The 14,586-nt window shown below is 49.7% G+C and carries 15 protein-coding genes; 11 read left to right on the forward strand and 4 right to left on the reverse strand.

Annotated elements, in window-relative coordinates; genetic code table 11:
- Nucleotides 1–23 precede the first annotated feature (23 nt).
- Together H6750_12030 and H6750_12035 are read left to right on the forward strand one after the other, a co-directional pair.
- A complete protein-coding gene (locus tag H6750_12030) occupies nucleotides 24–1,277 on the forward strand; it encodes a threonine-phosphate decarboxylase (protein MCB9775031.1) in 1,254 nt (417 codons plus the stop codon).
- Nucleotides 1,278–1,458: 181 nt separating this feature from the next.
- Nucleotides 1,459–1,983: a hypothetical protein gene (locus tag H6750_12035; GenBank protein MCB9775032.1), complete on the forward strand. Its 525-nt coding sequence runs from the start codon at nucleotides 1,459–1,461 to the stop codon at nucleotides 1,981–1,983.
- Between the two features lie 113 nt (nucleotides 1,984–2,096).
- Here H6750_12035 and H6750_12040 read toward each other — a convergent pair whose 3' ends face one another.
- Nucleotides 2,097–2,435, reverse strand: coding sequence for a non-heme iron oxygenase ferredoxin subunit (locus H6750_12040; GenBank protein MCB9775033.1), 339 nt, complete (start codon nucleotides 2,433–2,435; stop codon nucleotides 2,097–2,099).
- 154 nt (nucleotides 2,436–2,589) lie between these two features.
- On the opposite strand from H6750_12040, the gene H6750_12045 reads away from it, so the two are divergent.
- Nucleotides 2,590–3,120, forward strand: coding sequence for an HNH endonuclease (locus tag H6750_12045; protein MCB9775034.1), 531 nt, complete (start codon nucleotides 2,590–2,592; stop codon nucleotides 3,118–3,120).
- Nucleotides 3,121–3,399: 279 nt separating this feature from the next.
- Here H6750_12045 and H6750_12050 read toward each other — a convergent pair whose 3' ends face one another.
- Nucleotides 3,400–3,552, reverse strand: coding sequence for a hypothetical protein (locus H6750_12050; GenBank protein ID MCB9775035.1), 153 nt, complete (start codon nucleotides 3,550–3,552; stop codon nucleotides 3,400–3,402).
- 430 nt (nucleotides 3,553–3,982) lie between these two features.
- Between H6750_12050 and H6750_12055 the strand changes: the two genes are divergently transcribed.
- Together H6750_12055 and H6750_12060 are read left to right on the forward strand one after the other, a co-directional pair.
- Nucleotides 3,983–5,032, forward strand: a complete 1,050-nt coding sequence (locus tag H6750_12055; GenBank protein MCB9775036.1) for a hypothetical protein — start codon at nucleotides 3,983–3,985, stop codon at nucleotides 5,030–5,032.
- Nucleotides 5,029–6,051 carry an ATP-grasp domain-containing protein gene (locus H6750_12060; protein ID MCB9775037.1) on the forward strand — a complete coding sequence of 341 codons (1,023 nt, stop codon included), beginning with the start codon at nucleotides 5,029–5,031 and terminating at the stop codon, nucleotides 6,049–6,051. The genes H6750_12055 and H6750_12060 overlap by 4 nt, the downstream gene beginning before the upstream one ends.
- Nucleotides 6,052–6,257: 206 nt before the next feature.
- Here H6750_12060 and shc read toward each other — a convergent pair whose 3' ends face one another.
- Both shc and H6750_12070 read right to left on the reverse strand, forming a co-directional pair.
- Complete coding sequence (shc, locus tag H6750_12065) at nucleotides 6,258–8,783, reverse strand: squalene--hopene cyclase (GenBank protein MCB9775038.1); 2,526 nt, start codon at nucleotides 8,781–8,783, stop codon at nucleotides 6,258–6,260.
- A 270-nt stretch (nucleotides 8,784–9,053) separates the two neighbouring features.
- Nucleotides 9,054–9,407 carry a DsrE family protein gene (locus H6750_12070; protein MCB9775039.1) on the reverse strand — a complete coding sequence of 118 codons (354 nt, stop codon included), beginning with the start codon at nucleotides 9,405–9,407 and terminating at the stop codon, nucleotides 9,054–9,056.
- A gap of 166 nt (nucleotides 9,408–9,573) precedes the next feature.
- Here H6750_12070 and moaC point away from each other — a divergent pair, with 166 nt between their 5' ends.
- From moaC to H6750_12100, 6 genes are all read left to right on the forward strand, one after another.
- Nucleotides 9,574–10,077 carry a cyclic pyranopterin monophosphate synthase MoaC gene (gene moaC, locus H6750_12075; GenBank protein ID MCB9775040.1) on the forward strand — a complete coding sequence of 168 codons (504 nt, stop codon included), beginning with the start codon at nucleotides 9,574–9,576 and terminating at the stop codon, nucleotides 10,075–10,077.
- Nucleotides 10,078–10,124: 47 nt separating this feature from the next.
- On the forward strand, nucleotides 10,125–10,385 hold the full coding sequence (locus H6750_12080) for a MoaD/ThiS family protein (protein MCB9775041.1): 261 nt from the start codon (nucleotides 10,125–10,127) through the stop codon (nucleotides 10,383–10,385).
- A 22-nt stretch (nucleotides 10,386–10,407) separates the two neighbouring features.
- Nucleotides 10,408–10,851, forward strand: a complete 444-nt coding sequence (locus H6750_12085; protein MCB9775042.1) for a molybdenum cofactor biosynthesis protein MoaE — start codon at nucleotides 10,408–10,410, stop codon at nucleotides 10,849–10,851.
- Complete coding sequence (moaA, locus tag H6750_12090) at nucleotides 10,851–11,912, forward strand: GTP 3',8-cyclase MoaA (GenBank protein MCB9775043.1); 1,062 nt, start codon at nucleotides 10,851–10,853, stop codon at nucleotides 11,910–11,912. Before H6750_12085 ends, moaA begins: the two co-directional genes overlap by 1 nt.
- Nucleotides 11,913–12,183: 271 nt before the next feature.
- Nucleotides 12,184–13,044, forward strand: coding sequence for an acetyl-CoA carboxylase carboxyltransferase subunit beta (locus tag H6750_12095; GenBank protein ID MCB9775044.1), 861 nt, complete (start codon nucleotides 12,184–12,186; stop codon nucleotides 13,042–13,044).
- A gap of 150 nt (nucleotides 13,045–13,194) precedes the next feature.
- Nucleotides 13,195–14,484 carry a bifunctional folylpolyglutamate synthase/dihydrofolate synthase gene (locus tag H6750_12100; protein ID MCB9775045.1) on the forward strand — a complete coding sequence of 430 codons (1,290 nt, stop codon included), beginning with the start codon at nucleotides 13,195–13,197 and terminating at the stop codon, nucleotides 14,482–14,484.
- Nucleotides 14,485–14,586: the final 102 nt, after the last annotated feature.

Raw genomic sequence — 14,586 nt, forward strand, 5'->3', positions numbered from 1 at the left:
AGTTTAGGTGATCCGATCACACCATGTACCATGGTGCTCATTCCTGTCGCGTTACAAGTCATGGGGATGGCCTATGGGATACTGGTTATGGGGATCATGGCTTGGGTAGTGTGGTGACCCACCCGGTTGTGCACGGGGGGCGGGTTTATCAAATTGCAAAAGCGCTTGGCCGGCCGGTGGACTCCTTTTTGGATTTCAGTGCCAGTATTAATCCGTTTGGTCCACCCTCCTCAGTGTTGGAGGCGATGCAGCAAGCCTTACCTTCCTGCGGACATTATCCCGATCCATCGGCTGAAGATTTGCGCATGCGCCTGGCCAAAGAGCATGGAATCTCATCGGACTCGATTGTGTTGGGTAACGGGTCGTCTGAATTGATTCGGATCTTACCTTTGGCTCTGTCTCTTTGCCAGGGATATGTCGCTGGTCCTACGTTCATGGAGTATGAGGCGTCTCTTGATATAGCGGGTGCGCGCTGTACGTATGTCCTGGCTACGTCCGGGGACAAGTATGTTCCTCCCCTGAAACAGCTTTCGCTTCTGGTGGACCGTATCCGCTGCGCCGGTTCTCAGAAGAAAGCGTTCAGAAACGAAGAATCATCTGCGGCTGTATTTGTTTGTAATCCGAACAGTCCGACAGGAAGAGCGGTGACGGCACGATCTCTTCGAACGCTCTATCGGCAAATTGAACAAGCCGGGCTTTGGATGGTGGTTGACGAGGCCTTCATTGATTTTTGCCCCTCCCATTCCCTCATCAAAGAAATTCCGAACGCCAGACGATTGCTTATCCTCAGAAGTTTTACGAAATTTTATGGTATGCCCGGAATTCGTCTCGGGTACTTGGTGGGGGCGCCGGAGACGGTTAACACAATCCGTCGGCTGCTTCCTCCCTGGTCGGTCAGCCATTTTGCGCAAGAGGCCGGTGTCGCGGCGTTAAATGACGTCAAGTTTCGACAGCGAAGTGTGAAGTATATGCAACAGGAACGACAACGATTTATGACGGCGTTACGTGAAGTCCCTGGACTGCGGATTATTCCGGCATCCGCGAATTTTGTGATGGTGGAGTTGCCTTCAAAATGTGTAACAGTCAGTCTTGTTTCACGGCTGACACAACAGGGAATTCTCGTCCGTGATTGTCGGACCTTTTCCGGAATACATCAGCCGTCACTTCGCCTTGCCATTCGCTACCCACGTGATAATAATAAGGTAATCCAGGCCTTAAAAGAGGCATTACGGGACAACTGCAATCAGGAACCGGCAGATGGAGAATTGGCTGAATAAGCCTGATTGTTCCAACAGGGGGATGTTGCAGGGAAAAGCTAAGCGCAGGAGGCACAATAGAATCATGTGTGCTATAACACCTACAGGATACCGGTCGTCACATGATCGGGTGTCTCTGGATGCGGAATAATACATTTTCGTTAAATAGGAATTTTTACAAAGACCACCATGGATAACAGGCATGTCGAATCAATTTAAAAAGATCATCGGGTATCTTCTCGTTGTTTTCCTGGTCATCGGATTTTTTGTGCTGTATCGCTATGTCCAGCCGACAGGGTATCACCTTCCAGATGACCCGCTTGCGTTGGAGGCGTTGGAATTGGTCAAAAATCACCGATCCCGGCAAGGTTATACGCTGGACGAAGCGGTTCAATTAATGGTGGATGATTTGAAAACCAAAGGCATTCCGTTTCATGAAGGAGATTGGCAGGTGGCCGCACAGGGCGAAGATAAATATATGGTACGTAAAATTGTGCGGGAGAAGGGTTCCATGGAGTGGATCGAGCGGGAATATGCCTGGAGAGTGGATAGCAAGGAAAAGTCGATTCGTGTAATCTCGTTAGCCGCCCAACAATTAATGCCGTTTGAGAATTTGCCGCCACTTCCCCATGGCGATCAAATTTCATCCCTTCCAGGCATGATGCTGAAATTACCTGTTCTGAGCGCACTCGAAGAAGAGTCTGCTAAGGACGTTCTTCTCATGTAAAGAGCTTTCTGGGTCTACCTGGATGTCTCGGAGTTGCTGCGTGTGTTGTAGTGATTAGTCAGGGAAAGTGCTTGGTAGGAAGGGAATTTTAAAATTCCAGAGTTTGTAGGATTTTATAATTGCCTATTCTCAGTTGTTGGTGGGGCGACGTGAATGACGCCATCAACCACCTGTACTTCATAACACGGCACGTTCCAGCTCGGGCTCGGGTTTTTTTGGCAAACCCCGGTTTTGATATCAAATTTCCATCCGTGCCAGGGGCATTCGACGAAGTTGCCCTCTACAAATCCTTCTCCCAGTGGCCCTCCGGCATGTGGACAGGTATTATCCAGGGCATAAACCACTCCTTCGACATTAAATAAGGCAATGCCGTGATCCTGGAGCTCAATGCTTTGACAAGTGCCTGGAGGGAGATCTTGAATCTTGGCAACTGGATGAAAGTTCAAGGGCATGGTCATCTCTAAGCGGCAAAAACCCCTAATATATCAACTTCTTCATGCCACAACAAGAGCCAAATGGTCTCTCTTGATTCTCTGGATTCGTCGGTGATATAGGAACAGGGTTTCCTCCAACCTGGCGAGGTCTCTAGAGTACGTTTGTATGGAAATGACTCTCCTACTCAATGCTACCTACGAGCCATTGCGAGTTGTGCACTGGCAAAAAGCCATCAATTTGTTATGGCAAGGAAAAGTCGAAGTCCTTGAATTTTATGATCGGGATATTCGAGGGGTGTCCATTTCCTTTAAATTGCCTTCCGTGATGCGTCTTCTCAACATGGTCAAGCTTCGTTCGAATCATCATGCGGTGAAATTTTCTCGTATTAATATTTTTACCCGTGACGGGTACACCTGCCAATATTGCTATACACGGTTTCGCACCGAAGAATTGACGTTTGATCATGTGGTGCCAATTGCCAAAGGTGGGAAGAAAACATGGGAAAACATTGTGACGGCGTGTTGGCGATGTAATAACCGGAAAAGCGGGCGTGTTCCCCATGAGGCAGGCATGAAATTACTTAAGGAACCCGTCAAGCCAAAGTGGACTCCACGGCTGACCCTCATGATCGGCATCCGCCACGCCCCGGAAAGTTGGCGGGATTACTTATACTGGAATGTGGAATTGGATGCGGATTCCTAAATCCTCCTTCTCTCCTGGGTCCTGATGGTTGTCAGCGGGGCTACATTTTCCTGGTTTCCGGTGATGGACTGCCTACATCGGAATTCCATGCTCTCATAAGAAGCGAATCCGACGCCTTTCTCGGGCCCGAGCAGGAATGGTGGGCAATGAGACGGGGCATCACTACGCTGTCTTTTTTTCCCCGATTCCCTGAAATGCTTATCCATGACCCGAATAGGCAGAACGCACAGGATTTATCTGCCAATCCGGGTCGAACGATTGAGAAATTACGCGTTTGCGCTAGGATACTTCGATGAGAGGAATCGGTGCCCGCTCGGCTTGTTTCCGTAGGCCACAATTGATACACCAGAAAACCAGAAGAGACATTCCTGATTCCATGTCGACTTCTCGATCGAGCAACATCGTTCCTTGGCATTTTTCACAGCGATACATAGATGAATCTCCTGTGGTTCTACCGGTCAGGCTACAGGAGTCGTCAGAATCAACAGGGAAGAAAGCTTACAGGCATTTGGCCGAGAAAATGAATGAGGACCAAAAAAAATGAATACAGCCTTGAGCACTGATTCTTCAGACGCGCTGACTCGGAGTGTGAATAAAAAATTGCATGGTCCTGAATGAAGGAATCCTAAAAAAGAGGGGCAATCTACCATAGGCAAAAAGGTAAAAGCTATGGAATTTAAGTGGGTAAATGAGAATAGATAAGACATCGTCCAGGTTTTAACTTAGTGAGGGAATGGAGTGAAGATTTGAGCTTCATCTGGCGGTTGATCCGGAAGGGTCTGGTAAGAGACCAAAGTCTGATTCTCACGAAAGTGATTTTGATGATGATTCGAAACCAACACTGGTACGGGAGGTTATGAGTTTGGATCTTCAGCCGGATTTTCAGCCCCCTGTTCCCGCAGAGCCCGAATGGGTTTCCTGGACTGATGAACAATTGTTGAATCTCCGGTTGTCCGATTTGAAGCTTCGCATTTCCGGAACCGAATTGGGTCAATGCGTTCGTCAGTTATACCGCGAATTGAAAGATCACGGGTTAGTGTTTCGCCCCCATGTCTGGTTGTCGGACGATTGGTATTCGCCTGATGGCACGCCGGGTCTTGCCGTGCCGTTCTATATGGGGCATCCGCGGTTAGCGAAGCTGGAACTTAATCAAATGTTGGAAGTGGAGGGCGGGACCCCGGAATGGTGTATGCGGATTCTTCGACACGAAACGGGCCATGCGATTGAGAATGCCTACCGCTTACGGCGGCGGCGCAGCCGGCAACAAATGTTCGGGCATACTTCGGTTCCGTATCCCGATTGTTATTTGCCAAAGCCCTATAGTAAAAGCTTTGTGTTGCATCTTGATATGTGGTATGCCCAGAGTCATCCGGACGAGGATTTTGCCGAAACCTTTGCCGTCTGGCTTACCCCGCACTCCCATTGGCGTGAACGTTATGCCGGATGGCCGGCACTAAAAAAACTGGAATATATGGACCGGCTTATGAAGGAGTTGGCGGGGGTTGCGCCGATTGTGACGACCAGGGAACAGGTGGACCCTATTCAGCGACTGCACAAAACGCTCCGGGAACATTATAAAGACAAGCGGGAACGGTATGGGCTGGACTACCCAAACTTTTATGATCGGGACTTGCGGCGTCTCTTTTCCGGGGATCCGGATCAATCCCCAAATCCGTCCGCGGAGAATTTTATCAGGAAATTCAGAAAAGAAGTTCGACGGAAAGTCGCTGCATGGACGGGAGAGTATCAATATACCATTGATCAAGTTTTACAAGATATGATGGCACATTGCCGTGAACGGAATTTGCGATTAGCTGTTCCTGAAGAGCAGGCCAAAGTGGACTTTACGATTTTATTGACGGTGCAAACGATGAACTATTTGCATGGTGGACGGCATCGGGTGGTGTTATGAGAAAGCTTCGTGTCATGGCCCTTATGCATCAGGATCTCGTGCCACCCGACGATGTGGAGCATGCCGATCTGGCTGAGGTTGAATGGAAAACCGAATTTGATGTGGTCTCCACTCTCCGGGATCTCGGCCATGAGGTTATGGCTGTCGGTGTCAGAGATGATTTAAGTGTTATTGATAAGCTGGTAACGGATTGGAAGCCGCACATTGCTTTCAATCTGCTGGAAGAATTCAATGGCAATCCGGAGTTTGATCAAAATGTCGTGTCTTATTTGGAGCTTCTGGGAGTTCCTTATACCGGATGTAATCCCAAGGGGCTTGTGCTTACCCGGGATAAGGGCTGGTCAAAAAAAATTATGGCCTATCACGGCATCCGATGCCCGGAGTTTGTGGTCTATCCACTGGGGCGAGTGATCAAGTGGGCAGACGAGTTTCCCTTTCCGGTCATTGTCAAATCCATTAGTGAAGAAGCGTCCCTCGGCATTTCTCAGGCCTCTATCGTCCATGACGAAGACAAACTCAAAGAACGTGTTGAATTTGTGCATCAGAGTGTAGGCACAAGCGTCATTGTCGAGCGGTACATTGAAGGGCGGGAACTCTATGTGGGCGTGCTAGGTAATCGACGCTTACAAGCCCTGCCGGTTTGGGAGTTGCACTTGAAAAATCTTCCTCCTGATGCGCTGCCGATTGCCACAGCCCGGGTGAAATGGAGTACGAAATATCAAAAAAAATATGGGATTCAATCGGGTGAGGTTGAGGGTCTACATCCTAAGCTGGTGCGGCATATTCAACAAACGGCAAAACGGGTCTTTCATATTTTGGGCTTGAACGGCTATGCCCGAATGGATTTCCGGTTGGATCCCCAGGAGCACCTGTATATATTGGAAGCCAATCCAAATGCTCAATTGGCGTATGGCGAAGATCTGGCTGAGTCGGCTGAACGAGCCGGTATTTCCTATGAAGCCCTGATTCAACGAATTCTGAATATCGGTCTGAGCTGGAAACCTGAAAGCCAACGGTAGCGGGGATTCTGAAAAAAACCTGCCCCAAGCAAAGACGAAAGGAAAGGCGAAAGGGCTGTCGGGCAGGACTGTCTTGTCTCTTGCTCTGAAAATCAGGCTGCAGAATAATTTCCGTGAGTCCCTGGTTTATTTCTTAGAATGGCGCAATTTTCTAAGATTGCTGGGAAATTCGAGAAGGGATTCGTTTATCTGAGCGCAGAGGGTGGTCATGAGTTTTTTAATCCTGCTTGCCAAGTGGCAAGCGCCAATAAAGGAAAGTAGTGAGAGTACAAATGGTATTTCAAATAGAAAACGTTGGGGAATCCGGTTCCAGTCATGAGTTCCTCGTCCCACTCTCCTTGCTGATTCTGATGGGTGAGCAGCCAGTCGATTCCACGATGAACGGGTTTTGAGGTTCGATCGCCAGCCGCCTCAAGTGCAAGCAGAGCCCAGGCTGTTTGTGAAGGGGTGCTTGATGCTGGAACAAATTCCTGTTTTTCATAGCTAGCACAGCTTTCCCCCCAACCCCCATCCTGGTTTTGGATTGAGCGTACCCATGTGGCGGCACGCTGGATGGCGGCGTTTGCAGCGGGGGAGCCACTTGCGCGAAGGCCACGCACGGCGAGGAATGTCCCATAGGTATAATTTACGCCCCAGCGTCCATCCCAACTCCCATCGGCTTGTTGGTGGCCCAGGAGAAATTGGACGGCACGCGCGATTGCCTGGTGTTGGTATGTGTAATCACGCCGGCAGAGTGCCTCTAGCACCCGTCCGGTGATATCCGGACAGCTGGGATCAAGCATGGCATTGTGGTCTGCGAATGGGACCTTATTCAGCAGGGCCCAGTTGTTATCGACATCAAAGGCAGCCCAACCCCCGTCTGAGGATTGCATCCCTAATAACCAATTGATGGCACGACCTTCGGCGCGGGTCTGCCGGTCGGGATCGGAGGCCTTGGCATGTTGTAGGGCCAACAAGACCATGGCGGTGTCGTCGATATCCGGGTAGAGTTCATTCGCAAATTGGAAAGGCCATCCTCCAGGTTGCAAATCCGGTCGCTTGACCGACCAGTCTCCTTTGCGGCGAATCTCCTTGCTTAATAGCCAGTCGGCTGCCCGCTGCATGGCTTGCGGTTCACCAACACCGAGTTCTCCTAATGCAAACATTGAGATAGCGGTATCCCATACGGGGGACAAGCTTGGCTGAAACTGCAAAGCATCTTCTTTCTCAAGAATGAGTCCTTCAAGCTGCCCTAGTGTGTCAATGAAGTCCGGGTGGTCCCGCTCATAGCCCAGAGCATCCATCGCCATAAGGGCATACATCATTCCCGGAAAAATTGCTCCCAATCCATCCGTGAACCGCATGTGATCTAACATCCACTTCTCTGCTTCGCGTATCGCCTTAGCGCGAACATCCTTAAATCCCCGCTTTTCCCAGATTTTTAATATCTTGTCCACCTGATGAAACATGAGAGAAAAGGGATCTTTTCTCGGGAGCCTCAGTTTTCGATTGGGCACCATGAGTTCGTCAACGGTCCAATTCCCGGGCACGCTGCGTTGTACTCCGGACGCTTGAAGAATGGAAAGGGGGACGACGATGGCCCGACTCCACGATGAAATTTCATACAAGACATTCCCAGGGATCAGGACAAGTTCGGGTGGAACGCTTGGAGTGTACTTTCTCGGGAAGAGACCGAACATGCTCAGGTTATTTTTCGTGTAGCTATTGGTGGCTTGAAGGCCTCCGAGGGCAAGAATGCGTTCACGCGCACGCTGCATAAGTGGTTGGTCGGGATCATAACCACCCACTCGAAGCGCGACGTATGCTCGGGTGGTGGCGTTAACTTCGGCCGGTCCTTCGGTATAAATGTTCCACCCACCATCTGAAAGTTGCCGGTCAAGGATGGTGCGTATGGCTTCCTTGACTTTTGTCTGAATTCTGGGCTCCCACGCCCCGTTCTCTGGTGGATAGAGCCAGAGTAAAAGCAACACATAGTCGGATTCCAATGTTGTGTCGGCGGTCAAGTCTCCCTGCCAAAACCCTTTCGGATTTTGTTTCGCGAGCAGTGCACGCGCAGAGGTTTGGGTGGGTTGGTATGCTTGTCGTTCGAGTTCCTCCACATGTGACTTAAAGGAAGCCAATTCCGCGATGGCGTCATGAGGCGGTGTGGGTATGGTGGTTGTGGACGTGTCTCTCATGGGTTCTCCTGATTGTGTGTGAGATTGGATCTCCAAAACAACAGTGGCTCGTTGCTCGCGCGTGGGTGGCGCTAATCCAAGGGCCTCACTGAACCAAAGCCCTTCGACAGCCAGCCGCCCCAAGAGGGAACGAGTCGGATCGATGGTATTGGCCAGAAAAATGCTCTGACAATTTTGGTACCGCTCTCGAATGGGTTCAAGTAGGCGGGGATTGATGGAAAACGCCGCCATGAGAATGGAGGCAATTTCTTCTCCACGAAGGGACCGATTATGGGCGGGATTGTCGATAATCTCATGGCTAAGAGCCATGCCTGGATGTTCCTCATGAATGGAGCTAGTGAGAAATTCTCCAACCTGTTTGCGTTCTAAATCCTGGATGAGTAATTCGATAAGCCCCGCGAGTAACTGTTCCTTTCCCTCAAAATGATAGAGTAAGCCACCTTTACTGATTCCGGCTTCTCGAGCGACATGCTCAAGCGTCAACGCACTGACGCCGTTTCGTCCCAGCAGGTCTATGGCGGTCTCAAGAATCAAATGCCGTGTTGAAGTTAGCATTGTTTTCTACTGTACCGTCTGGCTGGTTTAGTTTCAATTGAAAATTTTGAATCTTACACATCATGAAGAGAGGACGATCCTGACTGGATTTAAATTCCCGACAGGAAAAATTTTATGAAAATGGCATTTACGATGGCGGCCAGACCCTTTTCTCAGGTCAATAAAAAAGGAGGAAACTTGAAATGAGGTTGGTCCACAAAATAACTGTCTTGGATTTCTGGGACTTCCTACCATTTGCCCGAGACTCAGAGGTGGGAGTTGTGGGGGAAGTTAATTGAAGGCCAGGAAACGGTCGCATCCGTCGATGATGTTTGAGAGAATAACCAAGCCGCAAAAAGTCACTTCTTTGCCATACCCGTCAGTTGAGATGTGGTGTTGTTGGCATCCATAGGCGCACACAAATAGTTTCAGTCCGTTCTTCGCCAACTCCGAAAATCTCGGGTCTTCTAGGTTTTTGACTCCCTCATCAATAAAATACAAATAGGTATCCACCTTATTAGCTAACGCGGTTTTGGAGAGGTGGTAGACTGTCTCTGCATTGGGATGTTCGGGTGAGGTTGAGAGCAGGAGGCCTAATTTTTTGTTGGCGAGAGAAGGATTGGCTATATTAGTGGTGGATTCCATAGGAGAAACTGTCTGTATGATAAGGTTTTACGACTGTTTATAGGTGGAATGAGCTTGGCTGTCAAGCGAATACTCAGAAGGGATCCCTTGCTTGACGTCCTTTTTCCTCTGTCTTTATAATTTACTGATTTTCAAGAGAAATTTTCATCTCTGATTATTTTTGACGATGGCAAATCTTACGCATTTTAATGAGTCCGGACGGGCTCGAATGGTGGATGTGACGGACAAGTCTCCAACCGAGCGTGTGGCGGTTGCAGAGGGGAAAGTGTTTGTCTTGCCGGAAACCCTTGAAAAAATTCTTGCAGGTCGAATTACGAAGGGTGATGTGCTGGCCGTGGCTCAGGTAGCCGGTGTGATGGGGGCCAAACGGACCCCGGATCTGATCCCAATGTGCCATCCCTTACTTCTCACAGGAGTGGATGTCGACTTCCAAGAAGACTCCCACCCTAATTCTGACGGACGGTGTGTTATTACGATTGTCGCAACGGTGAAAACCACTGGAAATACCGGAGTGGAAATGGAGGCCATGACAGCTGTTTCCGTGGCAGCTCTGACGATTTATGATATGTGTAAGGCCGTAGATAAAGGCATGGAGTTTGGAGAGATCGCCCTGGTTTCAAAATCCGGGGGAAAGTCAGGCACGTATGTCCGTGGTCGACAAAGCGGGTAGGAACGATGATGACCATTCTTCGAGCTTGGTCATGGGAGTTTTAAATTGTGAAGATTAAATTATTCGGGATGTTGAAGACCATGATTCCCGGTGGGAAGGATTTAGAAGTGGCCTTTTCCGAAGGTGAACAGGTTAAGGATCTGGTTCATGCCATACAGAGGGAATATCCTCAGGTTGGTGAATTGCTCGAAAAGAAAAAAGTGCTGGTGTCGGTGAATCAAGAAATCGCTCATTGGGACACGGTGCTGGATACGGCTGATGAGGTCGCATTATTGCCTCCCTTTGCGGGAGGATCAGGCGAATTATGATCTCAGGAGAAAGGGCAATCCAATGGCTGTTGAATTAGAAGAAAGCATGCTGGTTCGGGTGCAACTGGAAAATTTTTCCATTGATGAAGAATTGGATCGAGTGCGGTCACGGTCCCGTCGAATCGGGGGAATTGCCATGTTTTTGGGTACGGCTCGTGATCGCTCCAAGGGTCGAGACGTGAGTTCCATGAGTTTTGATCACTACGAAGGGATGGCCCAGAAAAAGCTCAAAGAAATCCGAGAACAGGCACTTCGTGATTTTGCCATTATTGAGGCATTGGTCCTGCATCGCTATGGTCCCATTGAAATTGGTGAAAATATTGTGCTGATCATCGTTGGGGCTGAACATCGTGCTGATGCGTTTAAGGCTTGCCAATGGTGTATCGATGAACTCAAGAAAATTACTCCAATCTGGAAAATGGAAACGACGCCTGAAGGCGAAGTGTGGGTGGAGGAACACCCATAATGGATGGGGGGGGAGCCGTGACTCTGCCGGAAGCGGTTAAAGATGTCTGGGGACGTCCCTTGCGATCCTTGCGGGTGTCAGTGACCGATCGATGCAATTTACGTTGTCAGTACTGTATGCCTGAGGAAAATTATGTGTGGCTTCCTCGGGAAAATCTGTTGACATTCGAAGAAATCGCCTTCCTGACGAATTTATTTTCCAATCGGGGAATTGATCGAGTTCGTATTACCGGCGGCGAACCTCTATTACGCAATAATGTCGCGGAACTCATCAAAATGCTTCGTCAAAACTCTCGCATTCACGATATTGCGATGACCACCAATGGGGTGTTGTTGAGCGAGCAGGCGCAGGCTCTTTTCGATGCCGGGCTCCATCGGGTCACGGTGAGTCTGGATACATTGAAGCCCGCGCGGTTTAAAGCACTGACTCGACGCGATACTCTGGACAGAGTGTTGGAAGGCATTGCTTCAGTGGGACGGGTCGGGTTCAAAGGGTTGAAGCTGGATACGGTCGCCATGAAGGGGTACAACGAGGATGAAATTATTCCCTTGATTGAATACGGCAAGCAGGTCAACGGAGAAGTTCGTTTTATTGAATATATGGATGTCGGTGGAGCCAATGACTGGTCGGCGGAAAAGGTCCTTTCCCGGAAAGAGATCTTGAAAATGGTCGGTGAGTATTATGGTTCCGTCGAGCCGGTGGAGGAGGTCAGTTCGGCTCCTGCGCAGCGATTCCAGCTATCAGATGGCACTATATTTGGTATTATCTCTTCCACTACCGTGCCTTTCTGTTCGACATGTGACCGGAGTCGTCTGACGGCTGACGGGATGTGGTATTTGTGCTTGTATGCCAAAACCGGTGTTGACCTTCGCAAGCTCCTTCGAATGGAACGATCACGAGAAGATATTCTCTCCATCATACAGGCTGTCTGGGAAAACCGAAAAGATCGGGGTGCGGAAGAACGCAAAGAGCTTGAACAGGTCAGCGGTCGTGGCCGGTACATTGATATTGAGCGGTTGCGCCAAGATCCACATTTGGAAATGCATGCAAGGGGTGGCTGATCCCCCGCGTTTTCTCCTTATTCCATGTCGGCTCCACCTGCTGCCAATACACCCGAATGGTCTGGGTGGAAGAGTCGGCTACCTTAATCGATTCTTGCCGGGTCAACCTTCCTATGCTAATGTCGCGTCGTGATCGAAGACTGTGTCGGAGTTCATGATTCCTGGTTGTGTTCTTTCCCTGCCTTTTTCGCATTTTCTCTAGCTCAGCCAGATCTGTATCTAGGTTCGCGTGCGGTGCGTTTATGAGAGAAGCTTAAGGATAGACTGATTTATGGGATGGTTTAAACGGAATAAAAACACGGATCCCGAAGGCACGTCCATTAAAATTGTGGAAGGGATGTGGGTTAAATGCGCAGTGTGTCGCGCCATTATTTTTAAACGCGAGGTTGAGCGAAATTTAAAAGTCTGCCCGAAATGCCAATACCATTTTCCGCTATCGGTTGGTGAGCGATTGGAATTGATCGTCGATCCAGGTTCATTCGAGGAATGGGATGAAGATTTAGTCCCAGTGGATCCCCTTCAATTTGTGGACACATTGCCGTACCGCAAGCGCATTCACAAGGCTCAAGAAAAAACGGGGAAGAAAGAAGCGATTTTGACCGGGCGATGTCAAATTGGCAGGAAACCCGTTGCGCTTGGCATTTTTGACTTTTCATTCATGGGTGGGAGCATGGGATCGGTAGTCGGCGAGAAAATCTGTCGGGCAATCGACCACGCGCTGACGGGGCATATGCCATTTTTATTGGTCACGACTTCCGGTGGAGCACGAATGCAAGAGGGGACTTTGTCACTCATGCAAATGGCCAAAACGGCTTCAGCCTTGGCGAAACTACAAGAAGCTCGAATTCCCTTCGTTGTCCTGTTAACGGATCCGACGTTTGGCGGGGTCACTGCCAGTGTCGCGATGTTAGGGGATATCATTCTAGCGGAACCGAAGGCGCTGATTGGGTTTGCAGGCCCACGGGTCATAGAGCAAACGATCAAAGAGCATTTGCCTGAAGGCTTTCAACGTGCTGAGTTTTTGCTGGAACATGGCATGGTTGATCATATCGTGGAACGAAAAAATCTTAAGCCAACCCTGGAAACGTTGCTTGCGCATTGTGTGACAGAAGTCTCTTCCCCTTCGGAGTAATCGCCGAAAGGGCTGGACTGCCTTGAGCCCCGGTGGATCCCAGCAGCCATGCCGATGGGATATTCCGTTCGTGGGGAAAGTCATACGTTGTAGTTATTATTGATACGAAATCTCCTTCCCTTTATAGTCTCCCGCCCGGTTTCGATTCCTGTGGCTAGTTATCCAGAAACGCTTGACTATCTTTTCTCCTTGCACCGGTTTGGTATCAAGCTTGGCCTGGAAGCCATTACCGATATTCTTGCCAGGCTGGGGAATCCTCAGCGCCAATATCCCACCCTTCATATTGCCGGCACGAACGGGAAGGGTTCCTCCTCAGCCATGCTGGCCAGCATCCTTCAAGCGAACGGGTATCGGGTTGGTCTGTATACTTCCCCGCATTTGATTGATTTCCGGGAGCGCATACGTGTTCAGGGAACAGACATTTCGGAAGAATGGGTCTGTGCCCTGACCGAGCAAATCCGGCGAATTGCCGATTCACTCGGAACACTGACATTTTTTGAATTTACGACCGCGCTGGCTTTTCTCCATTTTAAAAACCAACAAGTGGATATTGCGGTGGTGGAAGTCGGAATGGGCGGACAGTTTGATGCGACCAATGTGTTGAGCCCCATGGGGGCTTTGATAACAGGGATTAGTTTTGATCATGAGGCCTATTTGGGAGACTCTCTGCAGAAGATTGCAAGGGAGAAGGCCGGCATCATTACACAAAAGGCTCCGGTGGTTTTGGGACCCATGCCGGAAGAGATTCTCCAGATTTTTGAAATCCAGGCCAGGAAGTGGCAGGCACCATGCTTTCGGATGGGTCAGGAGTTTTTTCTTCTGGAAAACAGCGCAACGACGTTTACCTATCAAGGGCCGCGATGGACGCTTCCAGGACTACAGACGAATTTGCCAGGCCGGCATCAGATGGTGAATGCGACGAATGCTCTGGCGGTATTGGAGATGGCTGTCGATAGCATATTCCCTATTTCACCGTCGGCCATCCGGACCGGTTTGCAAGACGTGAGATGGAGAGGTCGCTTAGAAATCGTGCAACGAAATCCATTTTTGCTTCTGGATGGCGCGCACAATCTTGCTGGGGCTCAGGTGTTATTTGACTTTCTTCACTCACAAATTCATGATGGCGCGGGACGACAACTTATTTTGGTGGTTGGGATGATGCGCGACAAAAATCTTCGGGGATTTTTGCGTGTGTTGATTCCTCTTGTTGACCACCTGATTCTCACCCAGCCACGGATGGAAAGGGCGGCGTCGGTAGATGAGCTCAGTCAGGCCGTCGATCGCGATGATCTGGTGCCGTGTCTACTTGCAGATTCATGGGAGGCTGTTTGCAGGGCCAAAGACATCGCGAAACCCGCAGATGTGATCTGTGTGACCGGGTCGTTATTCCTGGTTGGGGAGGTACTCAATCGGCTCACTCAGCCGGGTTCCCCAACGTGACGTGTGCGAGCCCGGGAGATAACCGGCGTGTTCATTGGCCCCGTTCCCATAAATTGTTGCTTGGTGTATTCATCTTTTTCACGATACTGTCAGCGGGAGACA

Source organism: Nitrospiraceae bacterium, from assembly GCA_020632595.1.
Classification (GTDB): domain Bacteria; phylum Nitrospirota; class Nitrospiria; order Nitrospirales; family UBA8639; genus Nitrospira_E.

What these genes read in the sequence shown, in the direction of transcription:
- H6750_12030 (MCB9775031.1), top strand. Translation starts at nt 24, where the DNA reads ATGTACCATGGTGCTCATTCCTGTCGCGTTACAAGTCATGGGGATGGC.
- H6750_12035 (MCB9775032.1), top strand. Translation starts at nt 1,459, where the DNA reads ATGTCGAATCAATTTAAAAAGATCATCGGGTATCTTCTCGTTGTTTTC.
- H6750_12040 (MCB9775033.1), bottom strand. Translation starts at nt 2,435, where the DNA reads ATGCCCTTGAACTTTCATCCAGTTGCCAAGATTCAAGATCTCCCTCCA.
- H6750_12045 (MCB9775034.1), top strand. Translation starts at nt 2,590, where the DNA reads ATGACTCTCCTACTCAATGCTACCTACGAGCCATTGCGAGTTGTGCAC.
- H6750_12050 (MCB9775035.1), bottom strand. Translation starts at nt 3,552, where the DNA reads ATGTATCGCTGTGAAAAATGCCAAGGAACGATGTTGCTCGATCGAGAA.
- H6750_12060 (MCB9775037.1), top strand. Translation starts at nt 5,029, where the DNA reads ATGAGAAAGCTTCGTGTCATGGCCCTTATGCATCAGGATCTCGTGCCA.
- shc (MCB9775038.1), bottom strand. Translation starts at nt 8,783, where the DNA reads ATGCTAACTTCAACACGGCATTTGATTCTTGAGACCGCCATAGACCTG.
- H6750_12070 (MCB9775039.1), bottom strand. Translation starts at nt 9,407, where the DNA reads ATGGAATCCACCACTAATATAGCCAATCCTTCTCTCGCCAACAAAAAA.
- moaC (MCB9775040.1), top strand. Translation starts at nt 9,574, where the DNA reads ATGGCAAATCTTACGCATTTTAATGAGTCCGGACGGGCTCGAATGGTG.
- H6750_12085 (MCB9775042.1), top strand. Translation starts at nt 10,408, where the DNA reads ATGGCTGTTGAATTAGAAGAAAGCATGCTGGTTCGGGTGCAACTGGAA.
- moaA (MCB9775043.1), top strand. Translation starts at nt 10,851, where the DNA reads ATGGATGGGGGGGGAGCCGTGACTCTGCCGGAAGCGGTTAAAGATGTC.
- H6750_12095 (MCB9775044.1), top strand. Translation starts at nt 12,184, where the DNA reads ATGGGATGGTTTAAACGGAATAAAAACACGGATCCCGAAGGCACGTCC.